Source organism: Roseisalinus antarcticus, assembly GCF_900172355.1.
In the GTDB taxonomy this organism is placed as follows: Bacteria; Pseudomonadota; Alphaproteobacteria; order Rhodobacterales; family Rhodobacteraceae; genus Oceanicola; species Oceanicola antarcticus_A.
Genome location: NZ_FWFZ01000011.1, coordinates 50,699 through 71,581, shown reverse-complemented (window position 1 = coordinate 71,581; position 20,883 = coordinate 50,699). Strand labels below are relative to the sequence as shown.

The following is a 20,883-nucleotide window of genomic DNA, read 5'->3' as shown; positions in this document are numbered from 1 at the left end:
GTCCGATACCGCTGAGGGTTTGCACACTATGGCGCGCTCGGGTTAAGCGGAGGTAAATCGCCGCTTGCGGCTTCGGCGCGGTTGCTCTTGCCCCTGCTTGGGCACAGGCGCTATCAGGTCGGCGAAAACCACACACAACGGATGGGGGTGGATCATGCGGCGAGTTGTTGTGACAGGGCTGGGGCTCGTGACCCCGCTTGCCGATGGCGTCGAGGAAACCTGGCGCCGCATTCTCGCCGGCCAGTCCGGTGCCGGCCGCATCACCCGTTTCGATCCGGAGGGCTTCGCCACGACCTACGCCTGCGAGGTGCCGCTGGGCGACGGGACGGACGGGACGTTCAACGCCGACCGCTACATGGAGCCGAAGGAACAGCGCAAGGTCGATCAGTTCATCGTCTTCGCCATGGCCGCGGCCGTGCAGGCGGTGACGGATTCCGGCTGGGCGCCGACCGATGCCCGCAGCCTGGAGCGCACCGGCGTGCTGGCCGGATCGGGTATCGGCGGGCTGAATTCCATCGCCAACACCGCCGTGATGATGAAGGAAAAGGGGCCGCGCAGGGTCTCGCCGTTCTTCGTGCCGGGGGCGCTGATCAACCTGATCTCGGGGCAGATCGCCATCCGCTACGGCTTCAAGGGGCCGAACCATGCGGTCGTCACCGCCTGTTCCACCGGCGCCCATGCCATCGGCGACGCCGCACAGCTGATCAAGGCGGGCCGGGCGGATGTGATGGTCGCGGGCGGGGCCGAGGCCACGATCTGCGAGATCGGGATCGCTGGGTTCAACGCCTGCAAGGCGCTGTCGACCAAGCGGCCGGACGACCCGAAAGCCGCCAGCCGGCCCTATGACGCCGACCGCGACGGCTTTGTCATGGGCGAAGGCGCGGGCATGGTCGTGCTGGAGGAATACGAGCACGCCAAGGCCCGCGGCGCGAAGATCTATGCCGAGGTCAAGGGCTACGGCCTTTCGGGCGACGCCTATCACATCACCGCGCCGTCCGAGGATGGCGAGGGGGGCGAACGGTCCATGCGGATGGCGCTGGAGGATGCGGGGCTGGTGCCGGCGGACATCGACTACATCAATGCCCATGGCACCTCGACCATGGCCGACACGATCGAGCTTGGCGCGGTCGAGCGGCTGATGGGGGATGCGGCGGACAAGGTGACGATGTCGTCGACCAAGTCGATGACCGGGCACCTGCTGGGGGCCGCGGGCGCGATCGAGGCGATCTTCTCGATCCTCGCGATCCGCGACCAGGTCGCGCCGCCGACCATCAACCTGGACAACCCCGCGGTGGAGAGCCCGGTGGACCTTGCCCCCAACGCCAAGCGCGAGCGCAGGATCGACCACGCCCTGTCCAATTCCTTCGGGTTCGGCGGCACCAATGCCAGCGTGATCTTCGGAAAGGTCTGAGCCCATGTGGCGGAGCATCGCCAGCAACGCCATGACGTTCCTGATCGTGGCAACCTTTCTTGCTGCGGGCGTGATCCTGTGGGGGCAGGGCCGGTTCACGGCGCCCGGACCGCTGACCGCGGCGATCTGCCTGCAGGTCGACCCGGGCACCAACCTTTGGGAAGTGAGCGAGACGCTGGGCACCCAGGGCGCCGTCACCTCGCCCACGCTGTTCCGCGCGGGGGCGCAGTATTCCGACAAGGCCGACGACCTGAAGGCCGGCAGCTACCTTGTGGACGAGGGCGCCTCGATGGCCGAGATCCTCGACCTGGTGACGGTCAGCGCCGCCAGCACCTGCGGCACCGAGATCGTCTACCGTGTCGGCGTGAACACCCAGCGGGTCGAGGTGCGCGAGCTTGACCCCGCAACCGGCGCCTATGTCGAGCTGGTGCGTTTCGATCCAACCAGCGAGGAGCCGCCCGCCCCCTATGTCGAGGTCAAGCAGCAGCCCGACACCCGCTACCGGGTGTCTCTGGCCGAGGGCGTGACCTCGTGGCAGATCGTGCAGGCGCTGAACGGGCTCGACACGCTTGAGCAGGACGTGGAAGAGATCCCGGAGGAAGGCTATCTCGCGCCCGACAGCTATGCCTTCCGGCCCGGAGATACCGTGGCGGACGTGCTGGGCGAGATGCGCAGCCGGCAAGAGAGCGTGCTGGCCGAGGAATGGGCCGCGCGGGCCGAGGGACTGCCCTACGAGACGCCTTACGAGGCGCTTGTCATGGCCTCGATTGTCGAAAAGGAAACCGCGCTGCCCGAAGAGCGAGGGCAGGTGGCCAGCGTGTTCATCAACCGGCTGGAGCAGGGGATGCGGCTGCAGACCGACCCGACGGTGATCTACGGCGTGACCGAGGGCCGCCGGGTCCTGGGCCGCGGGCTGACGCAGGACGAGCTGCGGCGCGAGACGGCGTGGAACACCTATGTGATCGACGGTCTGCCGCCCACCCCGATCGCCAATCCGGGCCGGGCAAGTATCCGCGCCACGCTCAACCCCGATTCGACCGACTACGTGTTCTTCGTGGCCGATGGCACCGGCGGTCACGCCTTTGCGGTCACCCTCGACGAGCACAACCGCAACGTGGCCCGCTGGCGCGAGATCGAAGCGCAGCAGCAAACCCAGTAGTTCCTCAAGAATATCCGAATGGTAAACGACCTGTCAGCGGGAGCGTAACGAAGGTTAACAACCTTCGGTTGCGTTTTTGCTTGACAGATCGCCCGTGAACCTGTATCACTTCCCTACGCTAGGAAAAGTGGGCAATCGGCCCGGGACATCGTCCCGAGGCCGATTTTTTTGTGCCCGCTTTTTTCGGATGGTCCATCTATTTCAGAGACTTGGGGCATTCATGACTGATTTTGAAACGGATATTCTCGACCAGACAAGGGAGTTTCAGGCCCTCATCCGGCGCAGCCGGCTGATCCTGAGCAGCCTTGTAAACACCCTGACAGATCTCCTGGAGCGCGCGATCGACGGAGACGTGCGCGCCGTTAAGGAAATGCCATTGAAGGCCGCAGAGCTGGAAACCGCCTTGCGCCGGGCTGACGATATTGAAAGGAAATACCTTGATTGGCATGCAAAACACGCCGGCACCCTCGCAGCAGGTGCCCTCGACCTCGACGCCGCCCGTGAAGAGATCGCCCGCAGACTTGCTCGCATCCATGCCACCCGCGACGCTGGCGACCCTGCTTGAGGGCCTGCCAGAGACCGAGATCTGCGCCCTGCCTTGGTTGTTCGAGTTCTGGGCGTTGGACCATCAACTCCCGCCCCCGGGCGACTGGCGGTCCTGGGTCATCCTGGGCGGCCGGGGCGCGGGCAAGACCCGGGCGGGCTCCGAATGGGTCCGCGCACAGGTCGAAGGAGCCCGGCCCGAGGACAAGGGCCGCGCCCGGCGCGTGGCACTGGTGGGAGAGACCATTGATCAGGCGCGCGAAGTCATGGTGATGGGCGACAGCGGCATCCTCGCCTGCTGCCCGCCCGACCGCCGACCCGACTGGATCGCGGGCCGCAACCTCCTGCGCTGGCCCAACGGGGCGGAGGCGCGGCTGTTCTCGGCCTTCGATCCCGAGGCGCTGCGCGGGCCGCAGTTCGACGCGGCCTGGGTGGATGAGCTGGCCAAGTGGAAGAAGGCGGACAAGGCCTGGGACATGCTGCAATTCGCCCTGCGCCTGGGGGACGACCCAAAGGTCTGCGTCACCACCACCCCGCGGTCCTGTTCGACCCTGAAGGAGCTGCTGGAGCGCGACAGCACGGTCATGACCCACGCCCCGACCGAGGCCAACGCCGCCAACCTCGCCGCGTCCTTTCTGACGGAGGTGCGGGCGAAATACGCGGGCTCCGGCCTCGGCCGGCAAGAGCTCGACGGGCTCTTTCTGACGGAGGTGGAGGGGGCCCTCTGGCCGCTGGAGATGCTCGAGGGCTGCCGGGATACGGCGCCCGAGGCCTTCGACCGGATCGTCGTGGCGGTCGACCCTTCCGTGACCTCGAACACCGGGTCGGACGAATGCGGCATCGTCGTGGTGGGCGCGGTGACCCGGGGCGGGCCGGAGGATTGGCGGGCCTGGGTGCTTGAGGATGCGAGCCTCAAGGCAAGCTCGCCCGCCGATTGGGCGCGGGCCGCCGTCGCCGCCTGCGAACGGCACGGCGCCGACCGGATCGTGGCCGAGGTCAACCAGGGCGGCGACCTGGTGGAGAACGTCATCCGCCAGATCGACCCGCTGGCGCCCTTCAGCCGCCGCACCGCCTCGCGCGGGAAGGTGGCGCGGGCAGAGCCGGTGGCCGCGCTCTATGAACAGGGGCGGGTGGCGCATGTGGGCGACCTGGGCAAGCTGGAGGACCAGATGGGCCTGATGTCGATGACCGGCTACCAGGGGCAGGGCTCCCCCGACAGGGTGGATGCGTTGGTCTGGGCGCTGACCGATCTGATGATCGACCCGGCGCGAACTTACCGCGCGCCCAAGATGCGCTTTCTGTGAAGAGGACGGCCCCGGAGACACTCCGGGGCCGTTTTCGGTTCTGGCGGCGGGCCCGCGCCGCACACGCCCCGCCGGCCGCCCGCAGCCCATGCAACACCCACCGCGCGATGCTGCGGGGGCATCTTAACTCCCAAATAGGAAACTGCCCTCCGAGACGCGACAAAATCTGCGGCCCGAGGAGATGTGAATGTTCGACTTCCTGAAACGGACGGCCGAGGCCCAAGGCCCGGCCCCCGCCGAGACAAAGGCCTCGGCCACCGGGCCGGTCATTGCGATGCACACCAGCGGCCGCGTGGCCTGGAGCCCGCGGGACGTGGTGTCGCTGACAAAGACCGGGTTCTCGGGCAACCCGGTCGGCTTTCGCGCGGTCAAGATGATCGCCGAAGCCGCCGCCGCCGTCCCGGTCGTGTGCCAGGACCGCACCGCCCGCTATGACAGCCACCCGATCCTGTCGCTGATCCAGCGCCCGAACGGCGCGCAGGGCCGGGCGGAGCTGTTCGAGGCGCTCTTCGGCCAGATCCTGCTGACCGGCAACGGCTATCTCGAGGCCGTGGGCGACGGCGAGCTGCCGGTGGAGCTGCACGTGCTGCGCTCGGACCGGATGTCGCTGATCCCCGGCGCCGATGGCTGGCCGGTGGGCTATGAATACAACGTGTCGGGCCGCAAGCACCGGTTCCACGTGGGCGAAGGGCCGTCGCCCGTCTGCCATATCAAGAGCTTCCACCCGCAGGACGACCACTACGGCTTTTCGCCGATGCAGGCCGCCGCCACAGCGATCGACGTGCACAATTCGGCGTCGAGCTGGTCGAAGGCCCTGCTGGACAACGCGGCCCGCCCCTCCGGCGCGATCGTCTACCGCGGGGTTGACGGCCAGTCGCAGCTGTCGGCGGATCAATACGACCGCCTGTTGACCGAGATGGAGACCCAGCACCAGGGGGCGCGCAACGCGGGCCGGCCGATGTTGCTGGAGGGCGGGCTGGACTGGAAACCGATGGGCTTCTCGCCCTCGGACATGGAGTTCCAGAAGACCAAGGAAGCCGCCGCCCGCGAGATCGCCACCGCCTTCGGCATCCCGCCGATGATGCTGGGCATCCCCGGAGACGCGACCTACGCCAATTACCAGGAGGCCAACCGCGCCTTCTACCGGCTGACGGTGCTGCCGCTGACGACCCGCGTGACCGGGGCGATCTCTGACTGGCTGTCGGATTTCACCAATGATGCCATTACCTTGTCGCCCGATCTCGACCAGATCGCCGCCCTCTCGGCGGAGCGCGATGCGCAATGGCGGCGGGTCGGCGAGGCCACGTTCCTGACGGCGGGCGAAAAGCGCCGGCTGCTGGGGCTGCCCGCGATGGAGACCGGTGATGAAACCTGAAGTCGTCAAGCTGGAAACCCGTCGTGGCCCCGCGCCTGTCACCGATTTCTGGTTCGCCCAGGTCGACCTGCGGCTGACCAAGATCGACACCATGATCGAACGGTTGGAGCGCCAGATCTGGCTGCTCGTCTATGCCGCCGGCGCCATCCTCGTGATCGAGGGGCTTCGCGCCCTGTTCGGCGCATGAAGAAAGAGAGACAAGCCATGGATTTGGAACATAAGTTCTGCCGTATCGGCGGTGAGGTCAGCGTCAAGGACGGGCACGTGATCGAGGGCTACGCCTCGCTCTTCGGCCTCGCCGACCAGGGCGGCGACACGGTGATCGCGGGGGCCTACGGCAACTCGCTGAAATCGCTGAGCGCGAAGGGCGCAAGGGTCAAGATGCTGTGGCAGCACGACCCCTCCCAGCCGATCGGCGTCTGGGACGAGGTCCGCGAGGACGGCCGGGGCCTGTGGGTCAAGGGCCGCCTGCTGACCGACATCGCCAAGGGCCGCGAGGCCGCGGCACTGATTTCCGCCGGGGCCATCGACGGCCTCTCCATCGGCTATCGCACGGTGAAGGCGCAGAAAAACGACAAGGGCCGCAGGCTCTTGTCAGAGCTGGAGCTTTGGGAAGTGTCGCTTGTGACCTTCCCGATGCTTCCCGAGGCGCGTGTGGATGCCAAGGGGGACGACCCCGAGACAGCCCTGATGCGCGATCTGGCGGCGGCGTTTGGTGACGCCCGCGGCCTGCTGGCCAGGACCTGTGCCGGCGACAACTGAGCCAAGGACCGAAAGGACCACGAGTATGAGCAAGACCGAGACCAAGGCTCGGGCCGGGGAAGGTCTGTCTCCGGCAGAGGAGCTGAAGTCCGCCGTGACGGGCTTCATGAGCGATTTCAAGACCTTTTCCGACGACATTCATCAAAAGCTTCAACAGCAGGAAGACCGTATGACCAAGCTTGACCGCAAATCCCTGATGGCCGGGCGTCCCGCCCTGTCGTCGTCCGCCGAAACCGAAGCCCCGCACCAGAAGGCGTTCGAGGCCTACCTGCGTTCGGGCGACGACGACGCCCTGCGTGGCCTCCAGCTCGAGGGCAAGGGCCTGTCCACAGCCGTCAATTCCGACGGCGGCTACCTGGTCGACCCGCAGACCTCCGACACGATCGCGAGCGTCCTGTCCTCGACTGCCTCGCTGCGGGCCGTCGCCAACGTGGTCCAGGTCAACGCGACCTCGTTCGACGTTCTGATCGACCACGCCGAGGCCGGCGCGGGCTGGGGCAGCGAATCCGCGGCCGTCAGCGAGACCGGCTCGCCGCAGATCGACCGCATCTCGATCCCGCTGTTCGAGCTGAACGCGATGCCGAAGGCCTCGCAGCGCCTGCTCGACGACAGCGCCTTCGACGTCGACATGTGGCTGGCCGAGCGTATCGCCGCCAAGTTCGCCCGGGCCGAGGCCGACGCCTGCATCAACGGCGACGGCGCCGAGAAGCCGCGCGGGATCATGGATTACCCGACCGTCGCGAACAACGCCTGGAGCTGGGGCAACATCGGCATCGTGAAGACCGGCACCGACGGTGATTTCGACGCCATCTCGCCCGGCGACGCGCTGATCGACCTGGTCTATGCTCTGTCGGCCGAATACCGCGGCAACGGCACCTTCGTGCTGAACTCGCGCACCGCCGCGGCCGTGCGCAAGCTCAAGGACGCCGATGGCCGCTTCCTGTGGTCCGACGGGTTCTCGTCCTCCGAGCCGGCGCGCCTGCTGGGCTATCCGACGCTGATCGCCGAGGACATGCCCGACATCGGCACCGGCACCACGCCCATCGCCTTCGGCGACTTCGGCGCGGGCTACACCATCGCCGAGCGCCCCGACCTGCGCGTTCTGCGTGACCCGTTCTCGGCCAAGCCGCACGTGCTGTTCTACGCGACCAAGCGCGTGGGCGGCGGCGTGAGCGACTTCGCCGCGATCAAGCTTCTGCAATTCTCGGCCTAACGGCCGGGTCACGGGACATGGCCCCTGTCAGGGGGGCCGTGTCAGGCCGGGCGCGCCGCCTGCACCCTTGTCGTCTAGCTGCTCTCATCCGTCCGAGCGGCAAGGGGAGGCGCGTCCGGTCCGGATGGATAGGACGACCGGAAATCGGAGTGTTTTCATGATGCTGATCGAAGAGACCACGGTGCCTCAGAGCGCACTTCCGGTCGCGGAATTCAAAGACCATTTGCGCCTTGGCACCGGCTTTGGCGAGGACGACCTGCAGGATGCGGTGCTCGAAAGCTATCTTCGCGCCGCGATGGCCGCGATCGAGGCGCGCACCGGCAAGATCCTGATCGAGCGGTCGTTTTCCTGGAGCGTGACGTTCTGGCGCGACCAGACCGCCCAGACCCTGCCTGTCGCCCCGGTGAGCGCGATGGAGGACTTCGCGATCGTGGATCGCGGCGGGCAGGAGACCGGCGCCGATCTGGCCGACATCCAGTTGGCGCCCGACATGCAGCGGCCGCGGATCCGGGCCACGCACGGCTGCCTGCCGTCGATCCCTGCGGGCGGCTTCGTGCAGATGCGCTTTATCGCCGGGTTCGGGCCGGAATGGTCGGACCTGCCGGCGGATCTCGCGCAGGCGGTGATGATGCTGGCCGCGCATTACTACGATTACCGCCACGAGGCGGGTCTTTCGGGCGGCGCGCTGCCCTACAGCGTCAACGCGCTGATCGAGCGCTACCGCACCGTGCGCCTGTTCGGAGGAGGCCGCTGATGGTCCGTCCGATCCTGAACCGCAAGCTGGTGCTTGAAGCGCCCGACCGCAGCCCGGACGGCGCGGGGGGCTTTGCCGTCACCTGGGTGCCCCTCGGTCAGCTCTGGGCCGAGATCGACGCCCGCACCGGGGCCGAGACCAAGGGGCCCGGCGCGGCCATGTCGCGGCTGCGCCTGAAGATCACCACGCGCGCGGCCCCCCATGGCGCGGCCTCGCGTCCCAAGGCGGGCCAGCGGCTGCGCGAGGGGGCGCGGCTCTACCGGATTCTCGCCGTGGGCGAGAGCGACCGCTGGGCGCAATACCTCGTCTGCCATGCCGAAGAGGAGTTCGTGCGATGACCTATGGCGTTTCCGTCGCCCTGCAGGGCGCGGTCTACACCGCGCTGACCGTTGACGTCGCCCTCGCAGCCCTTGCGGGCGACGCGATCTACGACGCGGTTCCGCCCGGCGAGGCGCCCGACCTCTATGTGGTGCTCGGCCCCGAGACGGTCCGCGACCGCTCCGACGTGACCGGGCGGGGGGCGCGGCACGCCTTCACCGTTTCGGTGATCTCGACCGCCCAGGGCTTTGCCCGGGCAAAGGCGGCGGCGGGCGCGGTGTCCGACACCCTGTCGGGCGCTGACCTCACGCTCGCCCGCGGGCGGCTTGTCTCGCTGGCCTTTCACCGGGCCAGGGCGGCGAAAACCGGGCGCAACGACATCCGGCAGATCGACCTCGTGTTTCACGCGCGGGTCGAAGACGACTGAATTCACAACTCTTCAGGAGGCGCATCTCATGGCGGCCCAGAACGGCAAGGACCTTTTGGTCAAGATCGACATGACCGGCGACGGTCAATTTGAAACCGCGGCGGGCCTGCGCGCCAGCCGCCTGAACTTCAACGCCGAATCCATCGACGTCACCAGCCTCGAATCCGGCGGCTGGCGCGAGCTTCTGGCCGGCGCGGGTGTGAAGTCCGCAGGCATCTCGGGCTCCGGCGTGTTCAAGGACGCGGCCACGGACGAGCGCGTGCGCCAGATCTTCTTCGCCGGCGAGACCCCGGATTTCCAGGTGGTGATCCCCGATTTCGGCGTGGTCGAGGGGCCGTTCCTGGTGACCTCGATCGAATACGCGGGCACCTATGATGGCGAGGCCACGTTCGAGCTGTCGCTGGCCTCGGCCGGCACGCTGGTCTTCACGGCGGACATCTGATGGCCAATCCCTTCGCAGGCGAGGTCTCGGTCACGGTCGACGGCACTCCGCGGGTGATGAAGCTCACCCTCGGGGCGCTGGCCGAGCTTGAGGCGCAGCTGGAGGCCGACACGCTCGTCGGCCTCGTGGAGCGGTTCGAGCGCGGGGCCTTCTCCTCGCGCGAGGTGATGGCGCTGATCGTCGCGGGCCTGCGCGGCGGGGGGTGGCGTGTGACGGCCGACGAACTGCTGACCGCCGACATCGAGGGCGGTCCGGTGGAAGCGGCCCGCGCCGCGGCCACCCTGCTGGCCCGGTCCTTCAGCCTGCCCTCATGAGCCCGCGGTTCGACTGGCCCGCGCTGATGCGCGCGGGGATCCGCGGCCTTGGCCTGCGCCCGGCGGAATTCTGGGCGCTGACCCCGGCGGAGCTTCTGCTGATGCTCGGGGCCGACCAGACCGGTGCGGCCCCGATGGCCCGGGCCCGGCTCGAAGAGCTGGCCGCGGCATATCCCGACGACCCGAAAGGACGCAGAGATGACTGACGAACGCGATTTCGAAGAGCTGGACGCCGAGGTCGATGCCCTGGGCGACACGCTCGGCCGCACCGGCGCGCTGACGGCGGCCTTCACCGATCAGCTGTCGCGCACCCAGGGCACGCTGGGCAGCGTCGTGCGCGACCTGGGCAACGTGGAGCGCGGCTTTTCCAGCGGGCTGCGGCGGGCCTTCGAGGGGCTGGTCTTCGACGGCAAGACCCTGTCGGACACGTTCTCGTCGCTGGCCCGCTCGATGGCCGACACCGCCTATTCGGCGGCGATCTCGCCGGTGGCGGATCACATGGGCGGGTTGCTGTCGAACGGGGTCAACGCGCTGGTGTCCGGCATGATGCCGTTCGAGAAGGGCGGCAGCTTTGCTCAGGGCCGGGTCATGCCCTTCGCCACCGGCGGCGTCGTTTCGGGCCCGACCACCTTTCCGATGCGCGGCGGCACCGGCCTGATGGGCGAGGCGGGACCGGAGGCGATCATGCCCCTGTCGCGCGGCCCCGACGGCAAGCTTGGCGTCCGCGCGGGCGGCGGCGGGGCGCCGGTCAACGTGACCATGCACATCTCGACCCCCGACGCGCGGGGTTTCGAGAAAAGCCGCGGCCAGATCGCCGCTCAGCTTGGCCGGGCCATCGCCCGCGGCCAGCGCAACCGTTAATCCCCGGAGGCTATCCCATGTCCTTTCACGAAACCCGCTTTCCGGCCGCGCTGTCATTCGGCTCTCTCGGCGGGCCCGAACGGCGCACCGAGATCGTGACCCTGGCCAACGGGGCCGAAGAACGGAACTCTCCCTGGGCCCATTCGCGCCGGCGCTACGACGCCGGGATCGGCCTGCGTTCGCTCGATGATCTAGAGGACCTGGTGGCCTTCTTCGAGGCGCGCCGGGGCCAGCTCCACGGGTTCCGCTGGAAGGATTGGGGGGATTACAAGTCCTGCAAGCCCTCGGCGGAATATGCCGACACCGATCAGCTTCTGGGGATCGGCGACGAGGTGCGCAAGGTCTTCCAGCTGGTCAAGCGCTACGGTTCCGGCGGGGCGGTCTATGACCGGCCGATCAGCAAGCCGGTGGCGGGCTTCGTCAAGGTCGCCGTCAGCGGCGTGCCGGTGTTCGAGGGCACGGATTACACGCTCGACACCACCACCGGGCTGCTGAGCTTCACCCATCCGCCCGATGTCGGCACCGAGGTGACGGCGGGGTTCGAGTTCGACGTGCCCGTGCGGTTCGACACCGACCGGGTCGAGACCTCGGTGGCCTCGTTCCGGGCGGGCGATGCGCCCAACGTGCCGGTGATCGAGGTGCGGGTATGACCGAAGCTCTGAACGCACACCTCAGGACCGGCCTGACCAACGTCTGTCGCTGCTGGCGGATCACCCGGCGCGATGGCACGCGGCTGGGCTTTACCGACCACGACCGGGATCTGGCCTTCGACGGGACCACCTTTCGCGCCGACACGGGCATGACCGCCCGGGCTCTGGTGCAATCGACCGGCCTGTCGGTGGACAATTCCGAGGCGCTGGGGATCCTGTCCGACAGCGCCGTGACCGAGGCCGATATCGAGGCCGGACGCTATGACGGCGCCGAGGTCCGGGCCTGGCTGGTGAACTGGCGCGACGTGACCCAGCGCAGCTTGCGGTTTCGCGGGCAGCTGGGCGACATCACCCGCGGCGGCGGGGCGTTCCATGCCGAGCTGCGGGGCCTGACCGAGGCGCTGAACCTCGCCGTGGGCCGCAGCTATCAGCCGGTCTGCGACGCGGTGCTGGGCGACAGGTCGTGCAAGGTCGATCTCGACCAGCCGGGCTTCAGCGCAGAGGTGGCGGTGACGGTGGTGACCGACAATCGCCGGTTCCGCTTCGTCGACCCGTCGGGCGCCGCGCCGCGCTGGTTCGAGCGCGGCCGGCTCATCGTGACCTCCGGCGCGGCCGAGGGCCTCACCGGGGTGATCCGCGAGGACCAGATGCGCCCCGAGGGCGAGCGCGCGGTCTATCTGTGGGAGGCGCTGCGCGCGCCGGTCGAGGTGGGCGACACGATCCGCATCGAGGCCGGTTGCGACAAGCGCGCCGCCACCTGCAAGGCGAAGTTCGCCAACCTGATCAATTTCCGCGGCTTTCCCCATATCCCGGGCGAGGACTGGCTGACATCCGTGCCCCGCAGCAGCGACAGCAACACCGGCGGCAAGCGGCCGTGACCTCCGATCCGGTCGCCATCGCCCGCAGCTGGCTGGGCACGCCCTACCGCCACCAGGCCTCGTGCCGGGGGGCGGGGTGCGATTGCCTGGGCCTGATCCGGGGCATCTGGCGCGAGCTGCACGGGCGCGAGCCCGAGCGGGTGCCTGCCTATACCCCGGACTGGTCCGAGCCCCAGGGCGACGAGGCCCTCTGGAAGGCGGCCCTGCGCCACCTGGACGCCCGGCCATCTGGCGCGCCCGAGCCGGGCGATGTCCTGCTCTTCCGGATGCGCGACGGCGGCGTCGCCAAGCACCTCGGGCTCGCGTCCGAGACCGGGGCGCAGCCGCGCTTCATCCATGCCTATGACGGCCACGGCGTCGTCGAAACCACACTTTCGGGTCCCTGGCAGCGCCGCATCGTGGCGCGGTTCGCCTTCCGGACCCCGACCATCGAAGGGAGCCTGTGACATGGCGACGATCGTTCTCGGAGCGGCCGGAATGGCCATGGGTGGCGCTGTCGGGGGCTCCGTTCTGGGGCTGTCCTCGGCGGTGATCGGGCGGGCCGCGGGCGCGACCCTGGGCCGGGTCATCGACGAGCGGCTGCTGGGACAGGGCAGCGACCCGGTCGAGACCGGCCGGGTCGACCGGCTGCGCCTGACCGGCGCCTCGGAAGGCGCGCCCGTGGGCCGGGCCTATGGCCAGGCGCGGGTCGGAGGGCAGGTCATCTGGGCCTCGCAATTTCTGGAATCCTCGGAAACCTCCGGCGGCGGCAAGGGCCGCCCGAGCCAGCACGAGGTGACCGAATACAGCTATTCCGTGAGCCTGGCCGTGGCGGTCTGCGAAGGCCAGATCACCCGCATCGGCCGGGTCTGGGCCGACGGCCAGGAAGTGCCCGTGCACCAGCTGAACATGCGCGTCTACAAAGGCGGCGAGGCGCAGCTGCCCGACCCCAAGATCGAGGCGGTCGAGGGCGCGGGCAACGCGCCGGCCTATCGCGGCATCGCCTACGTGGTGTTCGAGGACCTGCCGCTGGGCCAGTTCGGCAACCGCGTGCCGTCGTTCTCGTTCGAGGTCTCGCGCCCGGCCGAGCCCGGCGACCTGGGCGCCGACGGCGTGACCCCGCCCGACATGGCCCGCGCCATCCGCGGCGTGGCGCTGATGCCGGGATCGGGCGAATACGCGCTGGCGACGACGCCGGTCAGCACCACGGCGGGCTACGGCCGCACCAAGCTGGCCAACGTCAACACCGACAGCGGGGTGGCGGACGCGGTCTCGGGCCTGGACGCGCTGGAGGCGGAGCTTCCCAATTGCGGCTCGGTCTCGCTGATCGTGTCCTGGTTCGGCGACGATCTGCGGGCGGGCGACTGCACCCTGCGCCCCAAGGTGGAGCACAAGGACGCCGACGGCGACATGCCCTGGCAGGTCACCGGGCTCGACCGCGACAGCGCGCTGCGGGTGCCCTACCTCAACGGCAGCCCGGTCTATGGCGGCACCCCGACGGACCAGTCGGTGATCCAGATCATCGCGGACATGGGCGCGCGCGGCCAGGACGTGGTGTTCTACCCGTTCATCCTCATGGACCAGCTCTCGGGCAACACCCTGACCGACCCCTGGACCGGCCAGACCGGCCAGGCGAACCTGCCGTGGCGCGGACGGATCACCACCGCGCTCGCCCCCGGTGTCGCGGGCAGCCCCGATGGCACCGCGGCCGCCGAGGCCGAGGTCGCCGCCTTCTTCGGCACCGCGCAGCCCGGGGATTTCAGCCAGACGGCGACGGGCGTCGACTATTCCGGGCCGAACGAATGGTCCTACCGCCGGTTCATCCTGCATTACGCGCATCTTTGCGCGGCGGCGGGCGGGGTCGATGCCTTCTGCATCGGCTCCGAGATGCGCGGGCTGACGCAGATCCGCGGGGCAGGCGGCAGCTATCCGGCCGTTGCCGCGTTGGTGCAGCTGGCCCGCGACGTGCGCCAGATCCTCGGGGCCGCGACCAGGATCGGCTATGCCGCCGACTGGTCCGAATATCACGGCCACCAGCCGGTGGGGACGGCCGACAAGCATTTCCACCTCGACCCGCTCTGGGCCGATGACGACATCGATTTCATCGGCATCGACAACTACATGCCGCTGTCGGACTGGCGCGATGGCGACGACCATGCCGATGCCCACTGGGGCTCGATCTACAACCTCGACTACCTGCGCAGCCAGGTCGAGGGCGGCGAGGGCTATGACTGGTATTATGCCTCCGACGAGGATCGCGACGCCCAGATTCGCACCCCGATCGAGGATTTCTACGGCGAGGAATTCCTCTGGCGCTACAAGGATATCCGCGGCTGGTGGTCGAACTACCACCACAACCGGGTGAACGGCCAGCGCGCCGCCGCCCCGACCGCCTGGGAGCCGGGCCTGAAGCCGATCTGGTTCACCGAGTTCGGCTGTGCCGCGATCGACAAGGGCACCAACCAGCCCAACAAGTTCCTCGACCCCAAGTCGTCGGAAAGCTTCCTGCCCTATTACTCGCGGGGCTGGCGCGACGAATACATGCAGATGCAATACCTGCGGGCCTTCATCGCCCATTGGTCGGATCCCGCGCACAACCCGGTGTCCGTCCTCACAGGCAAGCGGATGCTGGACATGGACAAGGCCCATGTCTGGTCCTGGGACGCGCGGCCGTTCCCGGCCTTTCCGGCGCGGGCCGACATCTGGTCGGACGGCGACAACTGGACCAAGGGCCACTGGATCACCGGGCGCACCGCGTCGCGGCCGCTCGATGATGTGGTCGAGGAGCTTTGCGCCGAGGCCGGCCTGCGCGCGGTCGACACATCCGAGCTCTACGGCCTCGTGCGCGGCTATACGCTTGACAGCGTGACGACGATCCGCTCCGCGCTCCAGCCCCTGATGCTGGCCTACGGCTTCGACGCGATCGAGCGGGACGGGCAGGTGATCTTCCGCACCCGCACGGCGCGGCTCGACGGTGTGGTCCCGCCCGACGGGCTGGCCCTGTCCGACGACCAGGACGAGGACGCCCGCCGCACCCGCGCCGCCGAGGCCGAGATCGCGGGCCGCGTCCGGCTGGGCTTTGTCGCCGCCGGCGGGCGCTACGAGGCCGGCTCGGTCGAGGTGGTCCATCCCCATGACGGCAGCCGGGGCGCCACCCGCAACGAGATGCCGCTGTCGCTCTATCGTGGCGAGGCGCAGGATATCGTCGAACGCTGGCTGGCGGAGGCCCGTGTCTCGCGCGACAGCGCCAGCTTCGCCCTGCCGCCCTCGAGGCCCGAGATCGGCGCCGGCGACGTGGTGCAGCTCGACGATGGCGAGGGGCTTGGCATCTACCGGATCGACCGGGTGGAAACCGGGCTTCAGCGCCAGGTGGAGGCCACCCGCATCGACAGGTCTGCCTACGCGCCGCGCGATACCGGCAGCGACCCGCTCACGGTGATCCCGGCGCGGGCGCCGGTGCCGGTGGAGGCGTTGTTCCTCGACCTGCCGCTGCTCAGCGGGGACGAGCTGCCCCACGCGCCCCGCTTCGCGCCGGTCTCCGACCCCTGGCCGGGGCCGGTCGCGCTTTACCAGTCGGCGACCGACAGCAATTACGCGCTGGCCATGGTCCGCGACACCCCGGCCTCGGTCGGGATCACCGAGACCGTGCTGGAGGCGGCCCCCGCCGGACGCTGGGACCGGGGCCCGGCGCTGCGGGTGAGCATGGTGCAGGGGGCGCTGGCCTCGGTCACCGAAGAGGCGCTGCTGGCCGGCGCGAACCTTGCCGCCATCGGCGACGGCAGTCCGGACGGCTGGGAGGTCTTCCAGTTCGCCGAGGCAGAGCTTGTGGGTCCCGGCCAATACGCTCTGCGCCTGCGCCTGCGCGGACAGGCGGGCAGCGACGGTGTCATGCCGCCAAGCTGGCCCGCGGGGTCGCGGTTCGTGGTGATCAACGGCCGCGTGCCGCAAGTCCCGCTGACGGCGAACACCCGCGGCACCCTGCGCCACTTCCGCTTCGGCCCGTCCGATCGCACCCCGGATCACCCCAGCTTTCGGGCAGCAACGCATGCGTTTGCCGGCAACGGGCTGCGGCCCTACCCGGTGTGCCATTTCTCGGCCCGGACGACCGCCGGCGATGTGGCGATGGGCTGGATCCGCCGGACCCGGATCGACGGTGACGGCTGGGAGGGGTTCGAGGTGCCGCTGGGCGAGGCGCAGGAGCGTTACCGCGTCCGGATCCGCGAGGGCGGCACCCTGCGGCGCGAAATCATCACCAGCGCCCCGGAGCTGACCTATACCGCAGCCCAGCGGGCCGCGGACGGGACGGGAACGAGCTTCACCGCCGAGATCGCGCAGATCTCGGACCGGTTCGGGCCGGGTCCCGGGCGAAGCTGGCAGGTCGAGGTCTGAGCCGTGCGTCCGATGATGCCGAGCGATCTCGACATGGCGGTGCGCGTGCTGCTGGCGGTTCCGGCCGACCAGCGGCGCAGCACCGCCTGGCGGCTGGTCGCCCGCGCCCGCATCGCCGACGCCTTCCGGCGCCAGTCCGGCCGGATCCATCACGAATTCGGCACCGGCACCATCCTGGCCTCGGCCATGGGGTTCGCCCGCGCGGATCTTCCCGACACCTGCGACGGGCGATATCGCTCGGCGCTGGCGGTGTTTCTGGAGGTCTGCCGGGTGATGAACGTGCCCTGAGCCGGGCCCCGGGGCGAGTCCCGAATATTGCAGCCTCAGCTTTTTTCTTCCCTCCGGACGCCTATGTGAAGTAACCAGAGGCCGAAGGAGCATTCGTGATGGCAAAACCCAAGCTCGATATCGCCCGGCTCGACCCGGTCTGGCAGCGCATCACCGAAGAGGCGGAAAAGGCCGTCGCGGCAGAGCCGCTGATGGGCGGCCTGATCCATGCGACGATCCTGCACCACGCCGATTTCGAATCCGCGCTGGCCTATCGTCTGGCGATGAAGCTCTCGAGTGCCGAGATGTCCGAGCAGATCCTGCGCGAGATCGCGGACGAGGCCTTCGACGCCCAGCCCGATCTGGCCGCCGCCGCCCGCGCCGACCTCGTTGCGGTCTACGAACGTGATCCGGCCTGCCATCGCTTCATGCAGCCGCTGTTGTATTTCAAGGGATTTCAGGCGGTTCAGGCCTATCGGCTGGGCCATTGGCTCTGGCAGGAGGGCCGCGTCGATCTGGCCTATTTCATCCAGATGCGGGTGTCCGAGATCTTTGGCGTCGACATCCACCCCAATGCGGTGATCGGCCGGGGCATCATGATCGACCATGCCCATTCCATAGTCATCGGCGAGACGGCGGTGGTCGGCGACAATGTCTCGATGCTGCACTCGGTCACGCTGGGCGGGACCGGCAAGGAAGACGACGACCGCCATCCAAAGATCGGCAACGGCGTGCTGATCGGCGCGGGCGCGAAGGTCCTCGGCAACATCCATGTGGGCAATTGCAGCCGCATCGCCGCGGGCTCTGTCGTTCTGTCCGAAGTGCCCGCCTGCAAGACCGTGGCCGGCGTTCCGGCCCGGATCGTGGGTGAGGCGGGCTGCGCCCAGCCGTCGATCTCGATGGACCAGATCCTGAAAACCGCCACTGGGGCCTGACGTCCCCGGTCAGGCCGGCCGCAAGGGCGCCGACCGGATACGCGGGCCCGACGGGGTTTGGCGCATCGCCCACCGTCCGGCTCTTGCGGTCGGCCCGGCTGCGCTGGCCGCCGTGCTCGACAGGACGCCCGATCAGGCCCCGCCCCCTTGCATCCCGGCCAAGACCGGGGCCATTTGCGTCCATCGACGATTGGAGGACGCATGGCCACACCGGATTTGGCAAATCTGAGAACCCGGGCCGAGCAGCTTTGGCCGGGGATCGCCGTCGCGGCCCTCATCGGGCTCGCCGCGCAGTTCGTGTCGGAGCATTACGGGGCGCCGGCGATGCTTCTGGCGCTGCTCTTCGGGATCGCGCTGAATTTCCTGGCGGAGGAGGCCCGCCCCGGGCCGGGCATCGCCTTCGCCGCGAAGGGGTTGTTGCGGCTGGGGGTCGCGCTGCTGGGGCTGCGGATCACCACCGACATGGTGCTGGCGCTGGGGCCGGCCACGCTCTCGCTGGTGGTGGGGGCGGTGATCGCCACCATCGGCTTTGGCTTCCTCGTCGCGCGGATATTCGGCTTCGGCTACCGCTTCGCCACGCTCTCGGCGGGGGCGGTGGCGATCTGCGGCGCCTCGGCGGCCATGGCCATCGCGGCGATCCTGCCGCAGGACGAGCGCAGCCAGCAGCGCCTGGCTTTCACCGTCGTCGGGGTCACGCTGCTGTCGACCGTGGCGATGATCCTCTACCCGGTCATCGCGGCCACGCTGCATTTCGACGACCACACTTCGGGCATCTACATCGGGGCGACGATCCACGATGTGGCCCAGGTCGTCGGCGCGGGCTTCTCGATCTCGGAGGACGCGGGCGAGACCGCCACCCTGGTCAAGCTGATCCGGGTCGCGATGCTGGCGCCCGTGGTGCTGGTGATCGCGGCGGTGGTGCGCGGGCAGGCGGTCGAAGGGCAGGGGCGGCCGCCGCTTCTGCCGGGCTTCGTCGTGGCCTTCGTGGTGCTTGCGGCGCTCAACTCCACGGGCATCGTGCCGGTTGCGGTGTCGGATCTGGCCGGGGACACCTCGCGCGTGCTGCTGTTGATGGCGATCGGGGCGGTCGGGATGAAGACGTCGCTCAAGGAAGTGGTCGAGGTCGGCCCCGCCGCCATGGCGATGCTTGTGTCCGAGACGCTGTTTCTCGCGACGCTGATCGCCGTTGGCCTTCTGATCATGGGCTGAGGGGCACCCGGCGCGGCCCTTTCTGGAGGGCCGCGCCGGGTGTTCGCGCTTGGCTTTGCCGCGGGCGGGGCCGGCCGTCAGGCCAGCATCATCATCGGGCTTTCCATGTTGCGCTTGATCGCGTCCAGGAACTGCGCCCCGAGCGCGCCGTCGATGACCCGGTGATCGACCGACAGGGTCGTCGACATCACCGTCGCGACGGTCAGCTCTCCGTCCTCGCCCACGACCGGCGTCTTGACGCCCGCGCCGACCGCCAGGATCGACCCGTGCGGCGGGTTGATCACCGCGTCGAAATTCTCGATCCCGAACATCCCGAGGTTCGAGATCGCAAAGCTGCCGCCCTGGTATTCATGCGGCGCAAGCTTGCGGTCCCGGGCGCGGGTGGCCAGGTCCTTCATCTCGGCCGACAGCGCCGAGAGCGATTTCATATGCGCATCTTTCAGCACGGGCGTGAACAGCCCGCCGTCGATAGCCACGGCCACGGCCACGTCCGACGGCTTGAGCTTCAGCATCCGGTCGCCGGCCCAGACGGCGTTGGCGTCGGGCACCTCCTGCAGGGCCAGCGCACAGGCCTTGATGATGAAGTCGTTGACCGACAGCTTCACGCCCTTGGCCTCCAGCTGCTTGTTCAACTGGCTGCGGAACTTCATCAGTGCGTCGAGCCGGATCGAGCGGCGCAGGTAGAAATGCGGGATCGTCTGCTTGGCCTCGGTCAGGCGGGCGGCGATGGTACGGCGCATCCCGTCGAGCTTCACCTCTTCGAAGTCGCGGCCCTCGTACATCTTGATGACGGCGTCGGTGGACAGGCCCGCCGGCATCGCGGGCTTCTCGCCGGCCGGTGCCGCGGCCCTAGGAGCCTCGGCTGCGGCGGTGGCGGGTTTCGCGGCGCCCGGCTGGGCGTTCTCGACATCGGCCTTGACGATCCGCCCCTTGGGCCCGGAGCCCTTGATCTGGCTGAGGTCGAGCCCCTTGTCCTTGGCAATCCGCCGCGCGAGCGGCGAGGCGAAGATCCGCCCGCCGTCGGCACCGGAGGGGGCCGGCGGGGCCGCGGCGGCCGTGTCGGTCGGTCCCCGGTCGCCATAGCCTGCCGCGGGCGCCTCGCTGCCCTTGCTGTCGGGGGCGGGGGCGCCGCCGCTGCCCTGGTCGGCCGGTCGGGGGGCGCTGTCGGTGCTGCCGATATCGTCGGCGCTTTCGCCCTCTTCCAGCAGGACGGCGATGGCGGCGTTGACCTTCACCCCTTCGGTCCCCTCGGGCACCAGGATCTTGCCGATCGTGCCTTCGTCCACGGCCTCGAATTCCATCGTGGCCTTGTCGGTCTCGATCTCGGCCAGAAGGTCGCCGGACGAGACCGTGTCGCCTTCCTTCACGAGCCACTTGGCCAGCGTCCCTTCCTCCATCGTCGGAGACAGCGCGGGCATCAGGATTTCGGTGGGCATCTCTCTACTCCTCCACGAGCTCCATCCGGTCGAACGGGGGCGCAGCGCGCTGGCCGTTCCGGAGGGCCTTGAGCGTCTTCTCTATGTCGCGGGCGTGCCGCGCGATCCAGTCATAGGCGGTCTGGTGGCCGCGCCCGCCGGTAAGGGACATCCCCTCGGCGATCACGGCCTCCGGGATCAGCCCCACAAGCCGGTCCGGGGGGCTGGTCGCCACCCGGTAGGCTTCGCGCGCGCTGTCCCGGCCCAGAACCTCCATT

The 20,883-nt window shown here is 69.0% G+C and carries 24 protein-coding genes; 22 read left to right on the top strand and 2 right to left on the bottom strand.

Annotated elements, in window-relative coordinates; translation table 11 throughout:
• The first annotated feature begins 154 nt into the window (after positions 1-154).
• The 22 genes from fabF to ROA7023_RS11985 all read left to right on the top strand — a co-directional run bounded on the left by fabF (position 155) and on the right by ROA7023_RS11985 (position 19,190).
• Entirely contained in the window at positions 155-1,411 is a 1,257-nt protein-coding gene (fabF, locus tag ROA7023_RS12090) for a beta-ketoacyl-ACP synthase II (protein ID WP_085879300.1), read from the top strand.
• Positions 1,412-1,415: 4 nt separating this feature from the next.
• A complete protein-coding gene (mltG, locus tag ROA7023_RS12085; RefSeq protein ID WP_085879299.1) occupies positions 1,416-2,570 on the top strand; it encodes an endolytic transglycosylase MltG in 1,155 nt (384 codons plus the stop codon).
• A gap of 220 nt (positions 2,571-2,790) precedes the next feature.
• Positions 2,791-3,135: a hypothetical protein gene (locus ROA7023_RS12080; RefSeq protein WP_085879298.1), complete on the top strand. Its 345-nt coding sequence runs from the start codon at positions 2,791-2,793 to the stop codon at positions 3,133-3,135.
• Positions 3,104-4,417, top strand: a complete 1,314-nt coding sequence (locus ROA7023_RS12075; RefSeq protein WP_085879297.1) for a DNA-packaging protein — start codon at positions 3,104-3,106, stop codon at positions 4,415-4,417. Before ROA7023_RS12080 ends, ROA7023_RS12075 begins: the two co-directional genes overlap by 32 nt.
• Before the next feature lie 187 nt (positions 4,418-4,604).
• A complete protein-coding gene (locus ROA7023_RS12070; RefSeq protein ID WP_085879296.1) occupies positions 4,605-5,792 on the top strand; it encodes a phage portal protein in 1,188 nt (395 codons plus the stop codon).
• Complete coding sequence (locus ROA7023_RS12065) at positions 5,782-5,979, top strand: hypothetical protein (RefSeq protein ID WP_085879295.1); 198 nt, start codon at positions 5,782-5,784, stop codon at positions 5,977-5,979. The genes ROA7023_RS12070 and ROA7023_RS12065 overlap by 11 nt, the downstream gene beginning before the upstream one ends.
• A gap of 17 nt (positions 5,980-5,996) precedes the next feature.
• Positions 5,997-6,554: an HK97 family phage prohead protease gene (locus tag ROA7023_RS12060; RefSeq protein WP_085879294.1), complete on the top strand. Its 558-nt coding sequence runs from the start codon at positions 5,997-5,999 to the stop codon at positions 6,552-6,554.
• Positions 6,538-7,767 (top strand): phage major capsid protein, encoded by a 1,230-nt coding sequence (locus tag ROA7023_RS12055; RefSeq protein ID WP_268807995.1) that lies wholly within the window; start codon positions 6,538-6,540, stop codon positions 7,765-7,767. The genes ROA7023_RS12060 and ROA7023_RS12055 overlap by 17 nt, the downstream gene beginning before the upstream one ends.
• Before the next feature lie 157 nt (positions 7,768-7,924).
• Positions 7,925-8,521, top strand: a complete 597-nt coding sequence (locus ROA7023_RS12050) for a head-tail connector protein (protein ID WP_085879292.1) — start codon at positions 7,925-7,927, stop codon at positions 8,519-8,521.
• Entirely contained in the window at positions 8,521-8,859 is a 339-nt protein-coding gene (locus ROA7023_RS12045; protein WP_085879291.1) for a head-tail adaptor protein, read from the top strand. Before ROA7023_RS12050 ends, ROA7023_RS12045 begins: the two co-directional genes overlap by 1 nt.
• Entirely contained in the window at positions 8,856-9,266 is a 411-nt protein-coding gene (locus ROA7023_RS12040) for a DUF3168 domain-containing protein (protein WP_085879290.1), read from the top strand. The genes ROA7023_RS12045 and ROA7023_RS12040 overlap by 4 nt, the downstream gene beginning before the upstream one ends.
• 28 nt (positions 9,267-9,294) lie before the next feature.
• Positions 9,295-9,708 (top strand): phage major tail protein, TP901-1 family, encoded by a 414-nt coding sequence (locus tag ROA7023_RS12035; RefSeq protein WP_085879289.1) that lies wholly within the window; start codon positions 9,295-9,297, stop codon positions 9,706-9,708.
• Positions 9,708-10,022 (top strand): gene transfer agent family protein, encoded by a 315-nt coding sequence (locus ROA7023_RS12030; protein WP_085879288.1) that lies wholly within the window; start codon positions 9,708-9,710, stop codon positions 10,020-10,022. The genes ROA7023_RS12035 and ROA7023_RS12030 overlap by 1 nt, the downstream gene beginning before the upstream one ends.
• A complete protein-coding gene (locus ROA7023_RS12025) occupies positions 10,019-10,228 on the top strand; it encodes a rcc01693 family protein (protein WP_085879287.1) in 210 nt (69 codons plus the stop codon). Before ROA7023_RS12030 ends, ROA7023_RS12025 begins: the two co-directional genes overlap by 4 nt.
• The gene (locus ROA7023_RS12020) at positions 10,221-10,883 is read left to right on the top strand and encodes an RcGTA-type gene transfer agent tail tape measure protein (protein ID WP_085879286.1); all 663 of its coding nucleotides are present in this window, start codon (positions 10,221-10,223) and stop codon (positions 10,881-10,883) included. Before ROA7023_RS12025 ends, ROA7023_RS12020 begins: the two co-directional genes overlap by 8 nt.
• A gap of 17 nt (positions 10,884-10,900) precedes the next feature.
• On the top strand, positions 10,901-11,533 hold the full coding sequence (locus ROA7023_RS12015; RefSeq protein ID WP_085879285.1) for a DUF2460 domain-containing protein: 633 nt from the start codon (positions 10,901-10,903) through the stop codon (positions 11,531-11,533).
• Positions 11,530-12,411, top strand: a complete 882-nt coding sequence (locus tag ROA7023_RS12010) for a phage/gene transfer agent baseplate hub protein (RefSeq protein ID WP_085879284.1) — start codon at positions 11,530-11,532, stop codon at positions 12,409-12,411. Before ROA7023_RS12015 ends, ROA7023_RS12010 begins: the two co-directional genes overlap by 4 nt.
• On the top strand, positions 12,408-12,857 hold the full coding sequence (locus ROA7023_RS12005) for an NlpC/P60 family protein (RefSeq protein ID WP_085879283.1): 450 nt from the start codon (positions 12,408-12,410) through the stop codon (positions 12,855-12,857). The genes ROA7023_RS12010 and ROA7023_RS12005 overlap by 4 nt, the downstream gene beginning before the upstream one ends.
• Before the next feature lies 1 nt (position 12,858).
• A complete protein-coding gene (locus ROA7023_RS12000) occupies positions 12,859-16,779 on the top strand; it encodes a baseplate multidomain protein megatron (RefSeq protein ID WP_085879282.1) in 3,921 nt (1,306 codons plus the stop codon).
• A gap of 12 nt (positions 16,780-16,791) precedes the next feature.
• Positions 16,792-17,067: a DUF7742 family protein gene (locus ROA7023_RS11995; RefSeq protein WP_085879281.1), complete on the top strand. Its 276-nt coding sequence runs from the start codon at positions 16,792-16,794 to the stop codon at positions 17,065-17,067.
• Positions 17,068-17,165: 98 nt separating this feature from the next.
• A complete protein-coding gene (gene cysE / locus ROA7023_RS11990; protein WP_085879280.1) occupies positions 17,166-17,981 on the top strand; it encodes a serine O-acetyltransferase in 816 nt (271 codons plus the stop codon).
• A gap of 201 nt (positions 17,982-18,182) precedes the next feature.
• Complete coding sequence (locus ROA7023_RS11985; RefSeq protein ID WP_085879279.1) at positions 18,183-19,190, top strand: YeiH family protein; 1,008 nt, start codon at positions 18,183-18,185, stop codon at positions 19,188-19,190.
• Between the two features lie 77 nt (positions 19,191-19,267).
• Here ROA7023_RS11985 and ROA7023_RS11980 read toward each other — a convergent pair whose 3' ends face one another.
• Positions 19,268-20,626 (bottom strand): pyruvate dehydrogenase complex dihydrolipoamide acetyltransferase, encoded by a 1,359-nt coding sequence (locus tag ROA7023_RS11980; RefSeq protein ID WP_085879278.1) that lies wholly within the window; start codon positions 20,624-20,626, stop codon positions 19,268-19,270.
• A gap of 4 nt (positions 20,627-20,630) precedes the next feature.
• Complete coding sequence (locus ROA7023_RS11975) at positions 20,631-20,882, bottom strand: hypothetical protein (protein WP_085879277.1); 252 nt, start codon at positions 20,880-20,882, stop codon at positions 20,631-20,633.
• Position 20,883: the final 1 nt, after the last annotated feature.